Below are 19,839 nucleotides of genomic sequence, written 5' to 3' on the forward strand. Positions count from 1 at the left end.
GCGCCCTCACCCTCAAATCCCTAGATATTTGTGCTGCAGATCCGGCTCAGCCAACAGCTCGTCCGAGGTGCCGCTCCATACCGTCTTGCCGCGCTCGATGATGGTGTGGCGGTCGCAGATGCGGGCGAGGTGGTCGACGTTCTTGTCGACGACCAGGATCGACTGTCCCCGGCTCTTGAGCAGCGACAGGCAGCTCCAGATCTCTTCGCGGATCAGAGGCGCCAGGCCTTCGGTCGCTTCATCCAGGATGAGCAGCTTCGGGTTGGTCATCAGCGCGCGGCCGATGGCGAGCATCTGCTGCTCGCCGCCGGAGAGCTGGTTGCCCATATTGGAAGCGCGCTCGGCCAGGCGAGGAAACATCACGTAGATCGCCGCCAGCGTCCAGGGATTGCTGCTGCCGAAACGATCGGCCGCTGCCGCGACAAGGTTTTCGCGCACGGTGAGGTTCGGGAAGATCTGCCGCCCCTCGGGGACGAGGCCGACACCGAGTTGCGCGATCCTGTAGGACGGCTGCGTCCGCACTTCCGAGCCCGCAAAGCGGATGCTGCCGGCGCGCGCCGGCGTCAGGCCCATGATGGATCGGATGGTCGTGGTTTTGCCCATGCCGTTGCGACCCATCAGCGAGACCATCTCGCCTGATTTGACCGACAGGGACAAGCCGAACAGCACCTGGGACAGGCCGTAGCAGGTCTCGATGCCGTCGACCTCGAGCAGCGTGTCATCCATGGTGCGTCACCACATGGGCCTCGCCGAGATAGGCGCGCTTGACGTCCTCGTTCGCCCGAATCGCGGCCGGATCGCCGGAGGCGATGACGCGGCCATAGACCAGCACGGAGATGCGGTCGGCGAGCGCAAACACCGCCGGCATGTCGTGTTCGACCAGGACGATCGAGACCTCCTTGCGCAGCTCCTGGAGCAGCTGCACCATGCGCTGGGATTCGGTGACGCCGAGTCCCGCCATCGGCTCGTCGAGCAGCAAAAGTTTCGGCTTGCTTGCCAGCGCAACCGCCAGCTCGATCTGGCGACGCTCGCCATGGCTGAGCCTGGACACCAGGACATCGGCACGATGGACGAGACCGACGCGATCGAGCGCGGCATGCGCGGCATCGCGCAGGCCCTTCTCCTTGCGTGCATCGGCGAAGAAGCGGAACGAGGTGCCGGCATGCGCTTGCGCCGCGAGCGCGACATTGTCGGCGGCGGTGAAATCGAGCAGCAGCGAGGTGATCTGGAAAGAACGTGCCAGGCCCAGCGCGCAGCGGCGATAGGCCGGCAGATAGGTGATGTCGCGCCCCGCCAGCGAGACGCTGCCGGAATGCGGCTCCAGATGCCCTGTGAGCTGGCTGATCAGCGTGGTCTTGCCGGCGCCGTTCGGGCCGATGATGGCGTGCAGCTCGCCTGCCGCAACGTCGAGCGAGACGTTGTCCGTCGCAATGATGCCGCCGAAGCGGCGCACCAGCCTGTCGACGCGGAGCAGCGGCTCAGCCACGATTGAGCCTCCCGAGCAGGCCCATGATGCCGCCGCGGCCGAACAGCACGATCAGCAGCAGCAGCGGACCCATGATCAGCGCCCAGTATTCGGTGAGCTGCGACAAGAACTCTTCCAGCAACAAATACACCACCGCGCCGATGACCGGACCGAACAGCGTGCCCATGCCCCCGAGGATCACCATCACCATGAGGTCGCCGGAACGGGTCCAGTACATCGCGGCCGGGCTGACGAAATCGGTGTTGTTGGCGAGCAGCGCGCCGGCGAGGCCGCACATCATGCCCGAGATGACGAAGCAGACCAGCTGGTAGCGTTTCGAGGGAAAGCCGATCGCCTGCATGCGCTGCTCGTTGGAGCGCAGGCCCTGCAGGACGAGGCCAAAGCGCGAATTGACGATGCGCCAGATCAGGAAGACCACGCCGAACAGGCAGGCGAGGCAGAGATAATAGAATTGCGTGCGGTTCGACAGATTAATCAGCCCGGAGAAGTCGCTGCGCTTGTAGACGGTGAGGCCGTCATCGCCGCCATAACGCGCCAGCCCCGAGGCGACGTAATAGGCCATCTGCGCGAACGCCAGCGTGATCATGATGAAATAGACGCCGCGGGTGCGCAAAGACAGCGCGCCGATCACCAACGCATAAAGCGCGGAGGCCGCAAGCGCGACCGGAAACTGGATGAAGCCCGAGCCCACGCCTTCCTGCGCCAGCATGCCGACCGCATAGCCGCCGATGCCGAGATAGGCGGCGTGGCCAAAACTCATCATGCCGCCAAAACCCATGATGAGGTTGAGGCTCGCGGCCGCCAGGGCCAGGATGACGATGCGGGTGAGCAGCGTCAGGATGAAGATGTTGCCGGATGCTTGCGAATAGAGCGGCAGCAGCACGAGACCCGTCAGCAGCAGGACCGTGACGACCTTGCTCACAGTGAAAGCCTTCATCGGCGGTTGGCCGGAAACAGCCCCTCCGGACGCACCACCAGCACGATAGCCATCAGCAGATAGATCAGCATGGAGGACAGCGCGGGCGCGGCGGTGGAGGCCGCGGCGCCGCTCAGCACCTGCCGCAGCAGATTGGGCAGGAAGGCGCGGCCGAGGGTGTCGATCATGCCGACGAAGATCGCGGCCAGGAACGCGCCGCGGATCGAACCGATACCGCCGATCACGATGATGACGAAGGCGAGGATCAGAATGTTCTCGCCCATGCCGATCTGCACGGTGAGGATCGGCGCCTGCATCAAGCCGGCAAGGCCCGCGAGCGCGGCACCGAGACCGAACACCAGGGTGTAGAGCAGCTTGATGTTGATGCCGAGCGCACCGATCATCTCGCGATTGGAGGCGCCGGCCCGGATCAGCATGCCGATGCGGGTGCGCATCACGCCGAGATAGAGCAGCAGCGCAACCAGCAGCGCCACGACGATGATGGCGAGGCGATAAGCGGGATAGTGAATGCCCGGCAGGATCGGCACCGGCACGGTGAGCCAGGCCGGCAGCGGCAGCGCAAGGCCGGCCGGCCCCCAGATCAGCCGCACGGCCTCGTTGAAGAACAGGATCAGGCCGAAGGTCGCGAGCACGTGGTCAAGATGGTCTCGTCCGTAGAGATGCCGCAGCGCGGTCATCTCGAGCACGATGCCGAGCACGAGCGTCGCGCCGAGCGCCAATAGCGCACCGAGCAGGAAGCTGCCGGTCCAGGCTGCGAAGGTCGCGGCGAAATAGGCGCCCATCATGTACAGCGAGCCGTGCGCGAGGTTGACGAGATCCATGATCCCGAACACCAGCGTCAGGCCGGCGGCGAGCAGGAACAGCAGCAGGCCAAACTGCAATCCGTTCAAGAACTGTTCGACGACGAGCAGCATCAAAACTCTTTCAGGCGCACGCAGGTTCGCGCCGATGTTCGAACACGGTCGCCATCAGTGAAAGAGCTCCCCCTGCCTGGACAAGGCGGAAAAATGGGTAATGGCAGTATCGTTCCGAGGCAAGAGCGATTCGACACCCAACATGCACTTTGTTGCATGCCGATGCATCCGATCGGTCCTGGCCCTGCAATCGGTCTTGCAAGAAGACTGCCGCGCAGGATGGGTCAACCTGCCGCACCCAAACGGATCACCCTCCCTCCGTTGCGGGAGAGAGGGTGTGAATTCGTCGCAACGTGTGGATGGAGACGCCTAGTGCGACGTCATCTGCCGGCGAAGGTCATCCGGCTCGGCAAGCACGCTGTTGGCCGTCGAGGCCTCCAGCGCCGCCATCCGGAACAGATAGGCGAGCGTCGCCAATCCGGTGTCTTCCGCCATCTGCGCGAGTTCGAGCGCCATGTCGGACATGTAGCCCAGATTTTCGTCCTTGATCTGCGCCATGATCTGGCTGTCCCGCATCATGTTCGACATCTCAGGCGCTCTTTCGTTGCGCGGCAGCGAGGCCGCAGAGGTTGGCAAGGGCGATGCAATTGATACGCGGACCGTCCTGTTGGACGATGGAAGGCACGCCGATGCGATCATGCAGGGCATCGAGCGTCTCGCGGAGAATGTCGATCGTCGCCGCCATGGTCCATGCGTTCTCCACCAGTGCCGGCAGACCGAGCGGGGTCACGACGAAGCCGGCCTCATGAAAGCGCGGCAACCACCAGGTTTCCATGATCGCGCTGACCTGCGCGATCCCCTGACCGAGGCAGAACTCCTGCACGGCCGCCATCAGTTGCAGGTTGAGCGCGCCGTCGCGGCGATCGCGCACGACGAAGTAGCGCGACCATTCCCAGACCAGAGGATCCACCGGGTAGCCGCGCACCGCTGCCAGATGGGGAAAGACCTCGCTCATCATCGAAGGCTTGGTGGTCGGGTAGAGCCGGTGACCGCCGATGACGCGGCGTCCCTCCAGCGCAAGCAGATAAACGGTGTCCTCGTCGTCATAGGAATCGATTTCGCGGCAATCCGGCCTGCGCAGCGTCTCCCAGCGCCGCTCTTCGACGAAGATGTCGTGCCGCAGCCGAAAATGCTGATCGAGTACATCTTCGTAAAGGTGGCGATTTACTGCAGAAATGGCGTGAATCATGAAAACCCCCATTCATCCTCAATGGAGGGCACCCTCTGCGAAAAGAGGATGGTTCGGTATTGGGAAATTTCCCAGTACGTCGCTTAGGGATTGATGATCTTGTTGCGAATCGCCAGTGCTACCGCATGCGTACGGTTGACGGCTCCGAGCTTGCGCCCGGCGGTTGCAAGATGCTCTTCGGCGGTGCGCTGCGTGATGTGCAGGATCTCGCCGATTTCCCAGGCCGATTTGCCCTGCGAGGCCCAGGCGATCACCTCGCGCTCGCGCGGGGTGAGGCGTGCCGAGGGATACGGCGCTGGATCGAGCAGACGGCGAATGTGGTCGAAGCCATACATCGCCATCAGGTGCAGTGCCGGCTTGCTGCGGGGATTGAGGTCGAGATGGACGCCCCCGAGCGACACCGCGGCCTCGTAGCCGGTGAGTCCGTGGATCGGCACAATGAAGCCGCGCGTCATGCGAAAATCGGTGGCGCGGTTCATCACCTCGGCCGCGTTCGGCTCGAGCTCCGCATCATAGGGTGCTTCCGACCATTCGAACGGGTTGACTGACTGGCGGCACAACCGCACCACCGGGTCGAAACGGTCGTAGTTATTTTCGGTGTAGAGACCAAACCAGCCCGCGGGCCAGCGCTTGGCGAGCACCATCTGTGCAAACTGTTGGTCGGGATTGGGCAACCCCGTCACGATGATAGTTTCAAAACCGAAGCGACCAAAGGCCGATTCGAGCGCATTCATGGCGTCGGGCACCTTGCGATAGGCCCCAAGCCCCTCGATGAAGTCGAGCGCTTCCCGGCCATAATCCACGGCGGACATCGGTGCGTTTCCTGACCCTCGCTGTGCGATATAGCACGTCTTGGGGCACTGCCTCAATTCACGGATTCCGTAGTTTCCCGGTATCCCATTGACCCCGAAGGCTTAATCTACTTGTGGAAGAAGGGACGTCAAGATACACCTACAATGTCTGAAGCGGGGAAACCACGATGGAAGACGAGGACATCGCCCTCAACAGCGTGCTCGGCCTGGAACTCAACCGCGTATTTTTCGCCGTCCGCGAAACGGCAAACAAGCAGAAGATCATCGAGTTCGCACGCGGGGTGCTGCAAAGCGAGCGCAGCAAGCCGGCAGAGAGCGCCACGCCGGACGGACCGGCGAGCTAGCACGCAATTGCTGTGAGCGCACGAACGGTCCGTTCGGCGCCATGCCTTCCTCTGATCTGAACCGAACAACCGAACGCGAATGTTTCCTTCCTTCTCCCCTTGTGGGAGAAGTGGCATAGGCGGCCTTCGGCCGCCGTTCTTAAAACAAAACGCCGACGCTTCGCATCGGCTATGGCGCCGGATGAGGGGTTGTTTCCACGCGTTCAAATGCGCGAGGCTCGTGCGGGGAGAGAACCCCTCACCCGCCTCGCGCTATCGCGGCGATCCGCCCTCTCCCACAAGGGAAGAGGGAAAGGCAGCGCCGACCACGATTACCTTCGGATGCCCAGGACATGATGACGCTGCGCCAGGTTGAAGTGATCCGTGCCGTGATGGTGACGGGCACGATCGGCGGCGCGGCGAAGCTGCTGAACGTTTCGGCGCCGGGCATCAGCCGCCTGGTGAAATATACCGAGCGCTCGCTCGGCATCCGCTTCTTCCAGCGCCAGAACGGCCGCTATTTCCCGACGCCGGAAGCCGAGAACATCTTCGAGCAGATCAACGGCGTCTACAAGAAGGTCGACGACCTCTCCGAGATCATCTCCAAGATCGGGCGCGGCGGATTGTCGGAATTGCGCATCGGCTCGGTGCCGAGCATTTCGCAAGTCATGGTGCCGCGCGCGATCGAGCGGGTCCGGCGGCGCTATCCGGATTTGGGCATCGACATCAACATCCTCAAGCTCGAGGAAGCCATCGACTATCTCATGCTCGGCCGCGGCGAGTGCGTGGCGATGAGCTATCGCCTGGAGCATTCCGGGCTCGACTTCATGCCGCTCGCCTCGGGCGAGCTCTATTGCATCGTGCCGCCGGGCCACGAGCTCGCCGGCCGCAAGCAGGTCTCCGCCGCCGAGATCACGCGCTATCCGCTGATCGGCATCGATCCCAATGATCCCTACGGGCGGATCATGGCCGAGATCTTCGCGCGCCACCGCCTCGAGTACAACATCACCATCCGCGCCCGCTTCGGCACCACGGTCTGCGCGCTGGTGAAGGCGGGGCTCGGCATCGCCATCATCGACCAGTTCACGGTGGCCCATGGGGGCTATCCCGGCATCGAGCTGATCAAGATCACCGAGCCGACGCGATTCGACACCTATATCGCGGTGAAGCGCGGCGCGCCGCTGTCGCTTCATGTCGAGTATTTCATCGAGTCCCTGCGCGCGGAGATGCGCGCGGTCGAGCCGTCGCGGGGCAAAGGCAGGGCCGCGCCGCCACGGGCGCGGAAGAGATAACATTATGTTAGGTTTGCAGCACAAAAGGGTAATTGTGTTAGGCCGAGGAAAGGCTATCGTTCCTGGGGGAAGCCCCTTGGAATTGGGCGGATCTCCCCGCTAAAGGCCGGGATCAAACGCTCCCAACGAGACGATAGCGAACCATGTCAAAGCGCGGACCCGCCGCACCCAAAAAGCTCCTGACCGGCCTGATCGGCGCACCCATCGCGCATTCTGCCTCCCCTGCCATGCATGAGCGCGCCGCGGAGGGGCTTGGGCTGCGCGGCCATTACCAGCTCATCGAGGTCGCCGGCGCCGACGCGGGCGGGCTCCGCATGATGCTCGAGGGCGTGCGGCGGCTCGGCTTTGCCGGCGTCAACGTCACTTTTCCCTACAAGGAGGCGGTGGTCCCGCTGCTCGATGAACTGGCACCGGGTGCCGCCGCCATGGGGGCGGTCAACACCGTCGTCGTCAGGAACGGCCGGCTGATCGGCCACAACACCGACACGACGGGCTTTGCGCGCGCCGTCGCGCCGCTGCTGGCGGCCTCTGGAAACGCAGTCGCCGTGATCGGCACCGGCGGCGTCGGCAAGGCGATCGCGTTTGCCCTGGCGAGCCTTGACGTGACCGACATCCGTATCTTCGACAGCGAGCCGGCACGCGCCGAAAAACTCGCCGCGCTGCTCGACAAACAGGGTGGCGCCAGGGTCGCCGCAAGCGTCGAGGCCGCGCTCGACGGCGCAACGGGCCTCGTCAACGGCACGCCGGTCGGCATGCTGCCGAACCGGGAAACGCCGGTCGCGCCGACGCTGCTACGTCAAAACCTGTGGGTCGCCGACGCCGTCTATTCGCCGCTGATCACGCCGCTGCTGGCGGCTGCCCAAGCCAAGGGCGCGCGGATCATGACCGGACGGGAGCTTGCGATCTACCAGGCCGCCGACGCTTTCGAACTGTTCACTGGCCTTGCCCCATCCACCGAGATCATGGGAGAGGCATTCGACGAGGTGATGGCGGCACGAAGCTCGGCCTATCACGCAGCGTAACCGAAACGGCCGGACACAAGGCCGCGGACACCATCACGAAACAGGAGGAGAAACCATGAAATCGACTTTGCTGGCGGGCGCCCTGCTTGCCTTCGCGACTGCAACCAGCGTGCACGCCCAGGCGATCAAGCTCGCCGACGTCGCCGAGCTTTCCGGGGGCGGCGCCACCGTCGGCACCAACTGGAAGAACGGCATCGACCTCGCGATCGAGGAGATCAACGCCAAGGGCGGCGTGCTCGGCCGCAAGCTCGAAGTCACTCATGCGGATTCGCAATCCAACCCGGGCGTCGCGCGCGCGCAGGTGCAGAAGGCGCTCGACGCCGAGCCCTATGTGCTGCTCGGACCCGGCTATTCCGGCTCGGTGAAGGTGACCGCGCCGCTGGCGGCCGAAGCCGGCATCGCGCAGATCATGGGTGGCGAAGCCGCCGAGCTGACGCAAGGCGGAAACAAATTCCTGTTCCGCACCTCGTTCGGCCAGCAATCCTCGATGCCGAAGGTCGCCAAATACATTCACGACGACATGAAGGCGAAGTCGGTCGCCGTGGTCTGGGTCAACAATGACTTTGGCCGCGGCGGCCGCGATGTCGTCGTCAAGGAGCTCGACCGTCTCGGCTCCAAGGTCGTCGCCGATCTCTCCACCGAGGCGGGCCAGGCCGATTTCGCCGCCGACGTCGGCAAGATCAAGGCCGCCAATCCCGACGCCGTATTCGTCTATTTGAACGAGGAAGAGAGCGCACGCATCCTCAAGGAGCTGAAGCGCCAGGGCGTCACCGCACCGCTGATGGGCGAGACCACGCTGATCGGCCAGAAGGTGATCGAGCTTGCGGGCGATGCCGCCAACGGCGCGCGCGGCCATGTCGGTCTCACCACCGACGCGCCGGTCGACCTGATCAAGGCGTTTCGCGACAAGTTCGCGAAGAAGTACAATTACGTGCCCGACCATAACGGGCTGAAAGGCTATCTCGCGGTCTACATGGTGAAGGCCACCACCGACAAGATGGGCAAGGTCGATTCCAAGGCGTTCGCCGACACCCTGCATGGCCTGACCATCAAGGCCGCCGACGAGCCGGGCATCTTGATGGACGTCACCTTCAGCGAGACCGGCGACATCGACCGCCAGAGCTTTCTGGTCGAGGTGGTCGAAGGCAAGCAAGTCGTGAAGCAGGTGCTGCCGAAGGTGAAGTGAGGTCTTGCCCTTCTGCCTCGCCCCGCCCTTCGCGGGGAGAGGGAGAAGGACGAGCGAGGAGAGCGGGGAGACAGAGCGCGAGCGCCGAGAGGGGAAAATGTCCAATCTGTTCGATCTTCTGGTCGCTGGACTTGCCACCGGCGCGATCTATGCGCTGGTCGCGGTCGGCTTCACGCTGCTGTGGCAGACCTCGCAGACCATCAATTTCGCACAAGGCGAGTTCGTGATGCTGCCGGCGTTCCTGATGCTGGCGGCGATGCATGCCGGCGCGCCGTTCTGGCTCGCGATCATCCTCGGCATCCTGCTTTCGATGCTCCTGCTCGGCCTCGCCTTCAAGATGCTGCTGGTGGATCCGATGTTGCGCCATGGCGTGCTGCCGCTCGCGATCGCGACCATGGCGCTCGCGATCGGTCTCAAGGAGGCCGTAAAGCAGTTCTTCAGCGCCGAAGCCTCACCCTTCCCCTCGATCGTGCCGACCGGCGACGTCTCCATCCTTGGCCATGCCGTCTCGCTGCAAAGCATCGGCGTCCTCGTCCTCGCCATCCTTGCCGTCTTCGGCTTGACTGCGCTTCTCAACCGCACCTCGCTCGGCCACCAGATGCAGGCGGCGGCGCAGAACCCGACGGTGGCGCGCATCATCGGCGTCCCGGTCGAGCGCATGATTCTCCTGACTTTCCTGATCAACGCGTTCCTGGTCGCTCTCGCCTCGCTGTTGATCACGCCGATCTACCTCGCGAAATTCACGTCGGGCGAGGTACTGGGCCAGGCCGCCTTCATCGCCGCGATCGTCGGCGGGTTCAACCAGGTGCGCGGCGCGATCGCAGGCGGCCTCCTGATCGGCGTGCTCGACAATCTCGCGGCCGCCTATGTTTCAACGCAGTACCGCGCCGCCGTGCCTATGATCTTCCTGATCGCCGTCATCCTGTTCCGACCGCAGGGCTTGCTCGGCCGTGCCGAGGAGCGCACCGTATGAGCGGCTTCGCCAAACCTCTCAAGATCGCGTTCGGCCTCATCGTGGTCGCTGCGCTGATCGTTGTCCCCATGAACTTCAACCGCTATGGCCTGTTCATCCTGAGCCAGTGGGCGGTGATGGCCATCGCCGCAATGGGCCTCAACCTCACACTCGGTTATGCCGGCCAGGTCTCGCTGGCGCAGGGCGCCTTCGTCGGCATCGGCGCTTACGCCGCGGCGATCATGACCACGCATGGCTGGCCGCTGCCGGCGGCGATCGTCGTCGCGATCGGCTTGAGCTTCGCGGTCGGCTGGGTGCTCGGCTATCCCGCGCTGCGGGTGCAGCATCACTACCTCGCCTTCGTCACGCTCGCCTTCTCCACGCTGGCCTTCCTGGTATTTCGCAACGAGAGCTGGCTCACCGGCGGCATCTACGGCATCTCCAATATTCCGCGTCCGCACATTTTCGGCATCGCGACCAACAAGCCGCTGCCGTTCTACTATGTCTGTCTCGGCTCGCTCGCTATCGTGTCGCTCGCGGTGTGGTGGCTGATCCGCTCGCCGTGGGGCCGCGCCTTCATGGCGCTGCGCGAAAACCCGCTGCGGGCGCAGTCGCTGGGCGTCGACACGCGGCGCTATACGCTGATGGCGTTCGCGATCGGCTCGGCGCTCGGCGGCGTCGCGGGGGCGCTCTATGCGCCGCTGACGCAATATATCGATCCCGTGCCGTTCAACCTGTCGCTCTCGCTCGACCTCCTGATGATGGTGATCGTCGGCGGCGCCGGATTCTTCCTGGGTCCGTTCCTCGGCGCGATGATCGCGGTGCTGTTGCCGGAGTGGCTGCGCTTCACCGAGGGCTATTATCTGATGCTCTACGCGATCGCGGTGATGGGGCTGCTGATCTGGTCGCCGACCGGCATTTTGGGAATCCTCGACCGCTATCTCGCCGAACGCCGCACCAAGGCGGCCTCCGCCCAGCGCGCCGTCGCAAAGTCCCGGCTGGAGACAGTGCAATGAGCGCGGTCCTCGAAGTCACCGACATCAAGAAGAATTTTGGCGGCATCAGCGCCGTCGGCGGCGTCTCTTTCGACGTCCGCGAGGGCGAGATCCTCGGCCTGATCGGCCCGAACGGCTGCGGCAAGTCGACCCTGTTCAACTGCATTCTCGGCCAGCTCACGCCGAGCGGCGGCGAGGTCAAGCTCGACGGCAAGGTCGTCACGGGCTTGCGACCCGCCGAGCTCAACAAGCTCGGGGTCAGCCGCACCTTCCAGCTCCTGCAGGTGTTCCCCAAACTCTCGGTGCGCGAGAACCTGATCCTCGCAGGCCAGGAGCACCAAGGCAGCATGGCCTCGCGCCTGGTCGGCCGCTCCGATGCCGGACTGACGGAGGCCGCCAACCAGATGATCGGCTTTTTCAAGCTCGATCATCTCGCCGACGAGCCGGCCGGCGGGCTCTCCTACGGCCAGCAAAAACTGCTCGACGCCGCCATGGCCTTCATGGGCGGACCGCGCCTGGTGCTGCTCGACGAGCCAGCCGGCGGCGTCAACCCGTCGATGTTGACGGATCTGAAGGAGCGGCTGGTGGCGATCAACCGCGAGAAGAACGCCACCTTCGTCGTGATCGAGCACAACATGGAATTCGTGATGTCGCTGTGTTCCCGCGTGATGGTGATGGCGGAGGGCAAGGTGCTGGCGATGGGACGACCGGACGAGGTGCGAAAGAACCCCGCCGTGATCGAAGCCTATCTCGGACATTGAGGAACCAGCCATGAGCGATCCGATCCTCTCGGTTCACAATCTCGTCGGCGGCTACGGCAAGATGACGATCCTGAACGGCACCACTTTCGCCGTGCCGCAGGCCACCATCACCACCATCATCGGCCCGAACGGCGCCGGCAAGTCCACCGTGTTCAAGGCGATCTTCGGCCTGCTCAAGCTGCGTGAGGGCAAGATCAACTTCGCCGGCCGCGACGTCACCCATTTGAGCCAGCGCGCGCTGCTCAATGCCGGCATCTGCTACGTGCCGCAGGGCCGCAACATCTTTCCCGAGCTGTCGGTGCGCCACAATATCGAGCTCGGAGGCGTTTCGGCGGGCAAGGGCATCGACCTGCAGAGCCGGATCGAGGCCGCGCTCGACCTGTTCCCGGCGCTGCGGCGGAAATCGACGCAGCAGGCCTCCACGCTATCCGGCGGCGAGCAGAAACAGCTCGAAATCGCCCGCTCGCTGCTGCTCGAACCGAAGCTCGTTCTGATCGACGAGCCCTCAATCGGCCTGTCGCCACTGATGGTGCAGCAGACTTTCGACATCCTGAAGAGCTTGCGCGACCGCGGTGTCACCATTCTGATGATCGAGCAGAACGCCCGCTCGGCGCTGGAGATTTCCGACATCGGGATCGTGCTCGAGCTCGGCCAGACCCGCATGGTCGACAAGGCGGAGCGCATCTTGAACGACCCGCGGATCGGCCAGCTCTTCCTCGGCGGCGCCATGGAGGAGAGCGCAGCATGAGCGCGCCAAGGCGCATCGCCGTTGCCGGCGCCGGCCTGATCGGCCGCCGCCATATCGAATTGATCAACGCTTCACCAGACTGCGTGCTGGCGGGCATCGCCGACCCTTCGCCTGCCGCAAAAGAGTTCGCGCAGACGCGCACCACACCCTGGCATTCGGATCACCGCACGTTGCTGGCGCAGGAAAAGCCTGATGGCCTGATCATCGCCTCACCGAACGCGCTGCACTTCCAGATGGTGCTCGACTGTGCCCAAGCCGGCGTGCCCGCGCTGATCGAGAAGCCGGTGACCGATACGGTCGCGGCCGCGCAGCGCCTGTGCGCGGCGATCAGGCGGACCGGCGTGCCGATGCTAGTCGGCCATCACCGCCGGCACAATCCGATCATCAAGGCCGCACGCGAGACGGTGGCGACCGGCAAACTCGGCCAACTCACGGCTGTGGTCGGACTGTGGCTCCTGAAGAAGCCCGACGATTACTTTGATGTGGCGTGGCGGCGCGAGCATGGGGGCGGCCCGCTGCTCATCAACCTGATCCACGACATCGACAATCTCCGATTCATCTGCGGCGAGATCACCGAGGTGCAGGCGTTGACGTCGAACAAGGTTCGCGGTTTCGCCGTCGAGGACACCGCCGCGTTGCTGCTGCGCTTCGCCAACGGCGCACTGGGAACGGCGACCGTGTCGGACGCAACGCCGGCGCCATGGAGCTGGGAGCTGACCTCGGGCGAGAACACTGCGTACCCGAAGCGGGATCAGCCCTGTTACATCCTCTCCGGCACCGCGGGCTCGCTGTCCGTGCCGAATATGGAGCTTTGGTCCTACGCGCGAGAGCCCGGCTGGCACGCGCCGCTGTCGCGCGAGACCATCACGCCGCCGGCATTCGATCCATTGGCCGAGCAGCTCCGGCATTTCCTCGCCGTGATCGCGGGCCATGAACAACCACTGATCGCGGTCGAAGACGCAATGGGCACACTTGCGGTCGTCGAAGCCGTCAGCGAAGCGGCACGCACGGGCCAGAAGATATCGCCGGGCCAAATCATGGAGCAGGCAGCATGACCAAACGCTCGATCGCAACGGTCTCACTCTCCGGCGCTCTCGACGAAAAGCTCCGCGCCATCGCATCCGCCGGATTCGACGCGGTCGAGATTTTCGAGAACGATCTGCTGTCGTTCGGCGCAGGTCCGCGCGACATCGCAAAGCTCTGCGGGGACCTCAATCTCGAGATCTGTGCGTTTCAGCCGTTCCGCGATTTCGAAGGCATGCCGGAGCCGCAGCGTTCGCGAAACTTTGCCCGCGCCGAACGCAAGTTCGACCTGATGCAGGAGCTCGGCACCGATCTGCTGCTGATCTGCTCCAACGTGTCGCCGGCCGCGCTCGGCGGCATCGACCGCGCCGCGGATGATTTTCGCGAGCTTGGCGAGCGCGCGGCCAAACGGTCTTTGCGCGTCGGCTACGAGGCATTGGCCTGGGGACGCCACGTCAACGATTACCGCGATGCCTGGGAGATCGTGCGGCGCGCCGATCACCCCGCGATCGGTGTCATCCTCGACAGCTTTCACGCACTGGCTCCCGGCTTTCCGGTCCGCGCGATGCCCTCGATCCCCGGCGACAAGATCTTCCTGGTCCAGCTTGCAGATGCGCCGAAGCTCGAGCTCGACATCTTGTCGTGGAGCCGGCACTTCCGCTCCTTCCCCGGCCAGGGCGACCTGCCGGTCGGCGAGTTCATGGCGGCGATCGCGGCGACCGGCTATGCCGGGCCGCTGTCGCTGGAGATCTTCAACGACCAATTCCGTGCCGGCTCGGCCGTGCAGACCGCGGTCGACGGCCTGCGTTCGCTGATCCTGCTGGAGGACCAGCTTGCACCGGATTGGCCAAAGCTCATCGGCGAACCCTTGGCGCCCAAGCCCAAAAGTCGCGGCACGGGATTCATCGAGTTTGCCGTCAACGAGACCAAGGCCGGCGAACTCGCCCGCCTGCTCGCGCAGCTCGGTTTCCGCAAGACCGGCAAGCATCGCAGCAAGGCGGTGGAGCGCTGGTCGCAAGGCAAGGTCGAGCTCGTCGTCAACTCCGAGACCGACGGCTTTGCGCATTCGCACTACGTGACGCATGGCCCCGGCGTCTGCGCCATCGCGCTCGATATCGACAATGCCGGCCTCGTTATGCAGCGCGCCGAAACACTGAAAGCGCGCACCTTCTATCAGCCGGTCGGGCCGGGCGAGCTCGAGATTCCCGCGATCCACGGCGTCGGCGGCAGCCTGCTTTACTTCCTGGACCAGGCCGGCAAGAACTGGGACACGGATTTCGAACAGGTACCGAGCGACGCTCGCGCGGACGCCCTGCTGGCCGTCGATCACATCGCGCAGTCGATGCCCTATGACGAGATGCTGTCGTGGCTGCTGTTCTACACCGGCATCCTCGACCTCAAGCGGCTGCCGCAGATGGAGATCGCCGATCCCAGGGGCCTCGTGCAAAGCCAGGCCGTCATCAACGGCGACCAGAGCCTGCGCTTCGTGCTCAACGGCTCATCCGCCAACCGCACGCTGCCGGCCCGCTTCATCTCGGAGTTTTTCGGCTCGGGCGTGCAGCACGTCGCATTTACGTGCCGGGATATCTTTGCGGCAGTCGCGGAGATGCGCAAGCGCGGCGCGGATTTCCTGGATATCCCGGATAATTACTACGACGACGTCGAAGCCAAATACGACCTCGCACCCGAGCTGATGAGGCAGCTGCGCGCCAACCACATTCTCTACGACCGCGAGGGCGACGGAGAGTTTTTCCAGGTCTACACCCACATCTTCGACGAGCGGTTTTTCTTCGAGATCGTGGAGCGGCGGGATTATCAGGGCTTCGGCGCGGCCAATGCCGGGATCAGGCTTGCCGCGCAAGCGCGCGAGGTGCGGCCCGCGAGCATGCCGCGCGTGTAGCTTACTTTCCCTCTCTCCTTGTGGGAGAGGGTGGCTTGCCGCAAAGCGGCGAGACGGGTGAGGGGTTCTCTCCGCGAGACCTTACTTTTGAATACGCGGAAACAAACCCCTCATCCGGCGCTTCGCGCCACCTTCTCCCACAAGGGGAGAAGGGGTATCGTGCTTGTGGCTACTTCATCGCGCATTTGTCGTGGAAGCGATCCTGGTCGTTCTCGACGATGGTCGCGACCGTCTTCAGCGAGAGCTGGCCTTCGCCGTCCTTGACCACGTCCTGGAGGTAGAAGTTCTGCACCGGGATGTGGTTCTTGCCGTACTTGAACGGGCCGCGCAGCGACTTGAAGTTGGCCTTCTCCATCTCGGCCTTCATCGCGTCCTTCTTGCTGGTGTCGCCCTTCACCGCGACCACGGCGCTGTTGATGAGCTGGGCCGCGTCGTAGGCTTGCGCGCCGTAATAGGTCGGACGCAGCCCGGGGTACTTCTTGCGATAGTCGGCGACGAAGCGCTTGTTCTGCTCGTTGGGCAGATCATTCACCCATTCCTGCGCACCGGGCACCCCGAGCGCGTTCTCCTTTTGCAGCGGCAGCGACAGCTCGTCGACGGTGAAAGCCGTGTAGAGCGGCATCGTGCTCTTCAGCCCGGCCTGCGCATATTGGTTGAGGAACTGCACGCCGGCTGCACCGGGATAGAACACGAAGATCGACTCGGCACCCGAGGCCCGCGCCTTGGAGAGCTCGGCGGAGAAGTCGAGCTGGCTCGGCCAGACCGTGTATTCCTCGCCCTTGACCTCGCCCTTGAACGTGCTCTTCACGCCCGCCAGCATGTCCTTGCCGGCGGCGTAGTTCGGGCCGATCAGGAACACGCTCTTGACGCCCTTCTGGTTCATGTAGAGGCCCATGGCGGCCGGCGTCTGGTCGTTCTGCCAGGAGGTCGAGAACACGTAAGGCGAGCAGAGCTCGCCCGCGAGCTGCGACGGACCGGCATTGGCCGAGATCAGGAAGGTCTGCGAGTCCACGGCGGTCTTGAGCGAGGCCAGCAGCACGTTCGACCAGATGTAGCCGACGATGAAGTCGACCTTGTCGGACTGCACCAGCTTCTCGGTCTTCTGCTTGCCGACGTCGGGCTTCTGCCCGTCGTCCTCGTAAATCACCTCGACCGGCTTGCCGTCCATCTTGCGGCCGATGTGATCCAGCGCGAGCTCGAACGAATTGCGCATGTCGTTGCCGATCACGGCGGTCGGGCCGCTGAAGGTCGAAACGAAGCCGATCTTGATGGTGTCGCCGGCGGATGCCGGGCCTGCCAGCACCAGCGCCGCTGCGCCCGCCAGCCAGAATGCCGTCCTCATAACCACTCCCCTCCATATTATCATGCCCGGAAGCAGGGTGATTGCCGCCCCGGGGTCATCTCTATTGAACGCAAAATCTGTCGCGCCGCCAATGGTTCAGCGCCCGCCCTGCACCATATTTCGCCCCGAACGGCGATAGCAAGAAATATAATTCTACTTACTTCGGCTAAGGCTGCGGCGCTTTCTCGCGGGCGCGATACATCCGGCCTATGCCTCGATTGACGACGGCTATTGGACCGCGGCGCCTGATCAGCGTTTAGATGAGGATAGAGCCGCGAGATTCGGAGGGGCGCATCATGACCACGACACCGCACCGCGTCGTCATCGTCGGAGCCGGTTTCGGCGGGCTGGAGGCGACCCACCGGCTCGCCGGCAGCCCGGTCGAGATCACGCTGATCGACCGCCGCAACCATCATTTGTTCCAGCCGCTGCTCTATCAGGTCGCCACCGCCTCGCTCGCCACCAGCGAGATCGCCTGGCCGGTCCGGCACCTGATGCGCGACCGGCGCGATGTGACGACGCTGTTTGCGACGGTCAGCGGCGTCGATGCCGACAGGCGCTGCGTGCTGATCGACGACGGCAGCGAGGTGCCTTACGACACGCTGGTGCTCGCCACCGGCGCGCGTCACGCCTATTTCGGCCACGACGAATGGGAGCAATGGGCGCCGGGTCTTAAAACACTGGAGGACGCGACCACGCTGCGCCGTCATATCCTGGTGGCGTTCGAGCGCGCCGAGCGTGAGACCGATCCGGCCAAACGCGCGGCACGATTGACTTTCGTCATCGTCGGCGCCGGCCCCACCGGCGTCGAACTCGCCGGCACCATCGCCGAGATGGCGCACCACACCTTGCCAGCCGACTTCCGCAACATCGACACCAACAAGGCGCGCGTGGTGCTGATCGAGGCGGGTCCGCGGGTGCTGGCAGGCTTTCCAGATGATCTCTCGGCCTATGCCCAGGCCTCGCTGGAGAAGATCGGCGTCGAGGTCGTGCTCGGCCAAGCCGTCACTGAGATCAACCGCGAGGGCGTGGTGTTCGGCGGCAAGCTGCTCGAAGCCAAGACACGAATCTGGGCCGCCGGCGTGCGCGCCTCGCCCGCGGCGGAATGGCTGGGCGCACCGGCCGATCGCGCCGGGCGCGTCCAAGTGGAGGCCGATCTTACGATCCCCGGTCATCCCGAGATCTTTGCAATTGGCGACACCGTTTTGATCAACGCCTGGGACGGCAAGCCTGTGCCCGGCATCGCGCCGGCCGCCAAGCAGCAGGGCCGTCACGTGGCCGAGACCATCAAGGCCCGGCTGCGCCAGGAGCCGACAGGCCCGTTCCGCTACAAGCACTCCGGCAGCCTCGCGCAGATCGGCAAGCGGCTCGCGGTGATCGACTTCGGCCGCATCAAGCTGCGCGGCACCATCGCGTGGTGGATCTGGGGCATCGCCCATATCTACTTCCTGATCGGCTTGCGCCATCGCCTCAGCGTCGCCCTGAGCTGGCTCTGGATCTACGCCCGCGACCAGCGCGCTGCGCGGCTGATCACGCAGGGATCGAGCAAGGTGGTGTAGGGCTTCTTCTTCCTCTCCTCGTTCTTACGGCGAGAGGGTTGGGGTGAGGGGCCTCTCCGCGAACGAGATATTGGTGAGACCTGTACCCCCTCACCCGGATCGCAAGAGCGATCCGACCTCTCCCCGCGAGCGGGGAGAGGTTAAGTGAGGCGCGATCGCCGCCCCTACTTCACCAGCTCGCACCCACCTTCCGCGAGCGGTCGAAACGCCTGCTCCGCAGAGATCGTCGAAACCAGCTTGTAATAGTCATACGGATATTTCGACTCCTCCGGCTTCTTCACCTCGAACAGATACATCGGATGCACGACGCGGCCGTCCTGGCGGATCGTGGTGTCGCCGAACAGCTTGTCCTTGCCCTTGAACTTTTTCATCTCGGGCACGGCATCCTTGGCATTGTCGCTGCCCGTGACGGCGACCGCGTTGAGATAAGCGAGCGTGGAGGCATAGACCCCGGCCTGGTTGCCGCTCGGCATCTTGCCGTTCATGCCGGGCCGCGCCGCGAAGCGCTTGGCGAAGGCGCGGGTGTCGTCGTTCATGTCCCAGTAGAAGGCCTCCATGAGCTGGAGCCCTTGCGCGACCTTGATGCCCATGCCGTGGACGTCGTTGATGAAGAGCAGGAAGGCGACGAGTTTTTGTCCGCCCTGCTGTATCCCGAACTCGGCCGCCTGCTTCACCGCGTTGATGGTGTCGCCGCCGGCATTGGCGAGCCCGATCACTTGGGCCTTCGAGCCCTGCGCCTGCAACAGGAAGGACGCGAAGTCGGACGTGCCGAGCGGATGCTTGGAGGAGCCCAACATCTTGCCGCCATGCGCCTCGATGTATTTCTGGGCTTCCGCCTCGATGCCCTTGCCGAGTGCGTAGTCAACCGTGAGGAAATACCAGTCCTTGCCGCCGCGCGACATCATCGCGGCCGCCGTGGTGTTGCCGGTCGCCCAGGCGTCGTTGACCCATTGGATGGTGTTGGGCGAGCAGGCCTTGCCGGTGAGATCGGAGCTCGCGGTGGACGACGCGAGGAACGTCATGCGGCTATCGCGCAGCAGCGTGTTGATGGAGAGGCCAACGGCCGAGTTCGGCACGTCGACGATGGCGTCGACGCCCTCGACATCGAGCCATTTGCGCGCGATTGCATTGCCGACGTCGGCCTTGTTCTGGTGATCGGCATAGACGATCTCGACCTTGATGCCCTTGCCGCCGCCGTTGAAATCCTCAGCGGCCATGCGCGCGGCCTCGACCGAGCCCATGCCGTTGGTGTCCTGGAAAATGCCGGAGATGTCGTTGAGCACGCCGACGCGCACGACATTGTCCGAGATCTCGGCATTTGCCGCGCCGCCAATCAGGCTCGCGGCCAGCGCAAGCGTCCACTTCAAGTTCTTCATTGTTCCCTCCCCTGTCGTATTT

General features: G+C 64.2%; 20 protein-coding genes. 11 read left to right on the top strand and 9 right to left on the bottom strand.

What is annotated here, in order from left to right:
• Nucleotides 1–12 precede the first annotated feature (12 nt).
• The 7 genes from IVB42_RS06910 to IVB42_RS06940 all read right to left on the bottom strand — a co-directional run bounded on the left by IVB42_RS06910 (nt 13) and on the right by IVB42_RS06940 (nt 5,338).
• Nucleotides 13–726, bottom strand: coding sequence for an ABC transporter ATP-binding protein (locus IVB42_RS06910; protein ID WP_018456043.1), 714 nt, complete (start codon nt 724–726; stop codon nt 13–15).
• On the bottom strand, nt 719–1,486 hold the full coding sequence (locus IVB42_RS06915; RefSeq protein ID WP_018456042.1) for an ABC transporter ATP-binding protein: 768 nt from the start codon (nt 1,484–1,486) through the stop codon (nt 719–721). The genes IVB42_RS06910 and IVB42_RS06915 overlap by 8 nt, the downstream gene beginning before the upstream one ends.
• Nucleotides 1,479–2,423, bottom strand: a complete 945-nt coding sequence (locus IVB42_RS06920) for a branched-chain amino acid ABC transporter permease (RefSeq protein ID WP_018456041.1) — start codon at nt 2,421–2,423, stop codon at nt 1,479–1,481. Before IVB42_RS06920 ends, IVB42_RS06915 begins: the two co-directional genes overlap by 8 nt.
• A complete protein-coding gene (locus IVB42_RS06925; RefSeq protein ID WP_007615745.1) occupies nt 2,420–3,337 on the bottom strand; it encodes a branched-chain amino acid ABC transporter permease in 918 nt (305 codons plus the stop codon). Before IVB42_RS06925 ends, IVB42_RS06920 begins: the two co-directional genes overlap by 4 nt.
• A gap of 309 nt (nt 3,338–3,646) precedes the next feature.
• Nucleotides 3,647–3,865, bottom strand: a complete 219-nt coding sequence (locus tag IVB42_RS06930; RefSeq protein WP_026233073.1) for a hypothetical protein — start codon at nt 3,863–3,865, stop codon at nt 3,647–3,649.
• A gap of 1 nt (nt 3,866) precedes the next feature.
• Nucleotides 3,867–4,526, bottom strand: a complete 660-nt coding sequence (locus IVB42_RS06935; RefSeq protein ID WP_018456038.1) for an acyl-homoserine-lactone synthase — start codon at nt 4,524–4,526, stop codon at nt 3,867–3,869.
• Nucleotides 4,527–4,609: 83 nt separating this feature from the next.
• Entirely contained in the window at nt 4,610–5,338 is a 729-nt protein-coding gene (locus IVB42_RS06940) for a LuxR family transcriptional regulator (RefSeq protein WP_018456037.1), read from the bottom strand.
• Nucleotides 5,339–5,505: 167 nt separating this feature from the next.
• On the opposite strand from IVB42_RS06940, the gene IVB42_RS06945 reads away from it, so the two are divergent.
• The 10 genes from IVB42_RS06945 (at nt 5,506) to IVB42_RS06990 (ending at nt 15,540) form a co-directional block, all read left to right on the top strand.
• The gene (locus tag IVB42_RS06945) at nt 5,506–5,682 is read left to right on the top strand and encodes a hypothetical protein (protein ID WP_018456036.1); all 177 of its coding nucleotides are present in this window, start codon (nt 5,506–5,508) and stop codon (nt 5,680–5,682) included.
• A gap of 332 nt (nt 5,683–6,014) precedes the next feature.
• On the top strand, nt 6,015–6,953 hold the full coding sequence (locus IVB42_RS06950; RefSeq protein ID WP_018456035.1) for a LysR family transcriptional regulator: 939 nt from the start codon (nt 6,015–6,017) through the stop codon (nt 6,951–6,953).
• A gap of 143 nt (nt 6,954–7,096) precedes the next feature.
• The gene (locus tag IVB42_RS06955) at nt 7,097–7,975 is read left to right on the top strand and encodes a shikimate dehydrogenase (RefSeq protein WP_018456034.1); all 879 of its coding nucleotides are present in this window, start codon (nt 7,097–7,099) and stop codon (nt 7,973–7,975) included.
• Between the two features lie 55 nt (nt 7,976–8,030).
• Nucleotides 8,031–9,161 carry an ABC transporter substrate-binding protein gene (locus IVB42_RS06960; protein WP_018456033.1) on the top strand — a complete coding sequence of 377 codons (1,131 nt, stop codon included), beginning with the start codon at nt 8,031–8,033 and terminating at the stop codon, nt 9,159–9,161.
• A gap of 97 nt (nt 9,162–9,258) precedes the next feature.
• Nucleotides 9,259–10,134 carry a branched-chain amino acid ABC transporter permease gene (locus IVB42_RS06965; protein WP_018456032.1) on the top strand — a complete coding sequence of 292 codons (876 nt, stop codon included), beginning with the start codon at nt 9,259–9,261 and terminating at the stop codon, nt 10,132–10,134.
• The gene (locus IVB42_RS06970; protein WP_018456031.1) at nt 10,131–11,129 is read left to right on the top strand and encodes a branched-chain amino acid ABC transporter permease; all 999 of its coding nucleotides are present in this window, start codon (nt 10,131–10,133) and stop codon (nt 11,127–11,129) included. Before IVB42_RS06965 ends, IVB42_RS06970 begins: the two co-directional genes overlap by 4 nt.
• Nucleotides 11,126–11,869, top strand: a complete 744-nt coding sequence (locus tag IVB42_RS06975) for an ABC transporter ATP-binding protein (RefSeq protein ID WP_018456030.1) — start codon at nt 11,126–11,128, stop codon at nt 11,867–11,869. The genes IVB42_RS06970 and IVB42_RS06975 overlap by 4 nt, the downstream gene beginning before the upstream one ends.
• Before the next feature lie 10 nt (nt 11,870–11,879).
• Complete coding sequence (locus IVB42_RS06980; RefSeq protein WP_018456029.1) at nt 11,880–12,617, top strand: ABC transporter ATP-binding protein; 738 nt, start codon at nt 11,880–11,882, stop codon at nt 12,615–12,617.
• Entirely contained in the window at nt 12,614–13,672 is a 1,059-nt protein-coding gene (locus IVB42_RS06985; protein WP_018456028.1) for a Gfo/Idh/MocA family oxidoreductase, read from the top strand. The genes IVB42_RS06980 and IVB42_RS06985 overlap by 4 nt, the downstream gene beginning before the upstream one ends.
• Nucleotides 13,669–15,540, top strand: coding sequence for a sugar phosphate isomerase/epimerase and 4-hydroxyphenylpyruvate domain-containing protein (locus tag IVB42_RS06990; RefSeq protein ID WP_018456027.1), 1,872 nt, complete (start codon nt 13,669–13,671; stop codon nt 15,538–15,540). The genes IVB42_RS06985 and IVB42_RS06990 overlap by 4 nt, the downstream gene beginning before the upstream one ends.
• A 169-nt stretch (nt 15,541–15,709) precedes the next feature.
• Here IVB42_RS06990 and IVB42_RS06995 read toward each other — a convergent pair whose 3' ends face one another.
• Nucleotides 15,710–16,882 (bottom strand): ABC transporter substrate-binding protein, encoded by a 1,173-nt coding sequence (locus tag IVB42_RS06995; protein WP_018456026.1) that lies wholly within the window; start codon nt 16,880–16,882, stop codon nt 15,710–15,712.
• A 296-nt stretch (nt 16,883–17,178) separates the two neighbouring features.
• Here IVB42_RS06995 and IVB42_RS07000 point away from each other — a divergent pair, with 296 nt between their 5' ends.
• Nucleotides 17,179–18,441, top strand: a complete 1,263-nt coding sequence (locus tag IVB42_RS07000; RefSeq protein WP_018456025.1) for an NAD(P)/FAD-dependent oxidoreductase — start codon at nt 17,179–17,181, stop codon at nt 18,439–18,441.
• A 164-nt stretch (nt 18,442–18,605) separates the two neighbouring features.
• On the opposite strand, the gene IVB42_RS07005 is transcribed toward IVB42_RS07000, so the two are convergent.
• On the bottom strand, nt 18,606–19,817 hold the full coding sequence (locus IVB42_RS07005; RefSeq protein WP_018456024.1) for an ABC transporter substrate-binding protein: 1,212 nt from the start codon (nt 19,815–19,817) through the stop codon (nt 18,606–18,608).
• Nucleotides 19,818–19,839 lie beyond the last annotated feature (22 nt).

The organism is Bradyrhizobium sp. 45, from assembly GCF_023073155.1.
Taxonomy (GTDB): Bacteria; Pseudomonadota; Alphaproteobacteria; order Rhizobiales; family Xanthobacteraceae; genus Bradyrhizobium; species Bradyrhizobium canariense_D.

Coding starts and splice junctions, on each gene's coding strand:
- IVB42_RS06910 (WP_018456043.1), bottom strand. CDS start 726: ATGGATGACACGCTGCTCGAGGTCGACGGCATCGAGACCTGCTACGGC.
- IVB42_RS06920 (WP_018456041.1), bottom strand. CDS start 2,423: ATGAAGGCTTTCACTGTGAGCAAGGTCGTCACGGTCCTGCTGCTGACG.
- IVB42_RS06925 (WP_007615745.1), bottom strand. CDS start 3,337: ATGCTGCTCGTCGTCGAACAGTTCTTGAACGGATTGCAGTTTGGCCTG.
- IVB42_RS06930 (WP_026233073.1), bottom strand. CDS start 3,865: ATGTCGAACATGATGCGGGACAGCCAGATCATGGCGCAGATCAAGGAC.
- IVB42_RS06935 (WP_018456038.1), bottom strand. CDS start 4,526: ATGATTCACGCCATTTCTGCAGTAAATCGCCACCTTTACGAAGATGTA.
- IVB42_RS06940 (WP_018456037.1), bottom strand. CDS start 5,338: ATGTCCGCCGTGGATTATGGCCGGGAAGCGCTCGACTTCATCGAGGGG.
- IVB42_RS06945 (WP_018456036.1), top strand. CDS start 5,506: ATGGAAGACGAGGACATCGCCCTCAACAGCGTGCTCGGCCTGGAACTC.
- IVB42_RS06950 (WP_018456035.1), top strand. CDS start 6,015: ATGATGACGCTGCGCCAGGTTGAAGTGATCCGTGCCGTGATGGTGACG.
- IVB42_RS06955 (WP_018456034.1), top strand. CDS start 7,097: ATGTCAAAGCGCGGACCCGCCGCACCCAAAAAGCTCCTGACCGGCCTG.
- IVB42_RS06960 (WP_018456033.1), top strand. CDS start 8,031: ATGAAATCGACTTTGCTGGCGGGCGCCCTGCTTGCCTTCGCGACTGCA.
- IVB42_RS06965 (WP_018456032.1), top strand. CDS start 9,259: ATGTCCAATCTGTTCGATCTTCTGGTCGCTGGACTTGCCACCGGCGCG.
- IVB42_RS06970 (WP_018456031.1), top strand. CDS start 10,131: ATGAGCGGCTTCGCCAAACCTCTCAAGATCGCGTTCGGCCTCATCGTG.
- IVB42_RS06975 (WP_018456030.1), top strand. CDS start 11,126: ATGAGCGCGGTCCTCGAAGTCACCGACATCAAGAAGAATTTTGGCGGC.
- IVB42_RS06980 (WP_018456029.1), top strand. CDS start 11,880: ATGAGCGATCCGATCCTCTCGGTTCACAATCTCGTCGGCGGCTACGGC.
- IVB42_RS06985 (WP_018456028.1), top strand. CDS start 12,614: ATGAGCGCGCCAAGGCGCATCGCCGTTGCCGGCGCCGGCCTGATCGGC.
- IVB42_RS06990 (WP_018456027.1), top strand. CDS start 13,669: ATGACCAAACGCTCGATCGCAACGGTCTCACTCTCCGGCGCTCTCGAC.
- IVB42_RS06995 (WP_018456026.1), bottom strand. CDS start 16,882: ATGAGGACGGCATTCTGGCTGGCGGGCGCAGCGGCGCTGGTGCTGGCA.
- IVB42_RS07000 (WP_018456025.1), top strand. CDS start 17,179: ATGACCACGACACCGCACCGCGTCGTCATCGTCGGAGCCGGTTTCGGC.
- IVB42_RS07005 (WP_018456024.1), bottom strand. CDS start 19,817: ATGAAGAACTTGAAGTGGACGCTTGCGCTGGCCGCGAGCCTGATTGGC.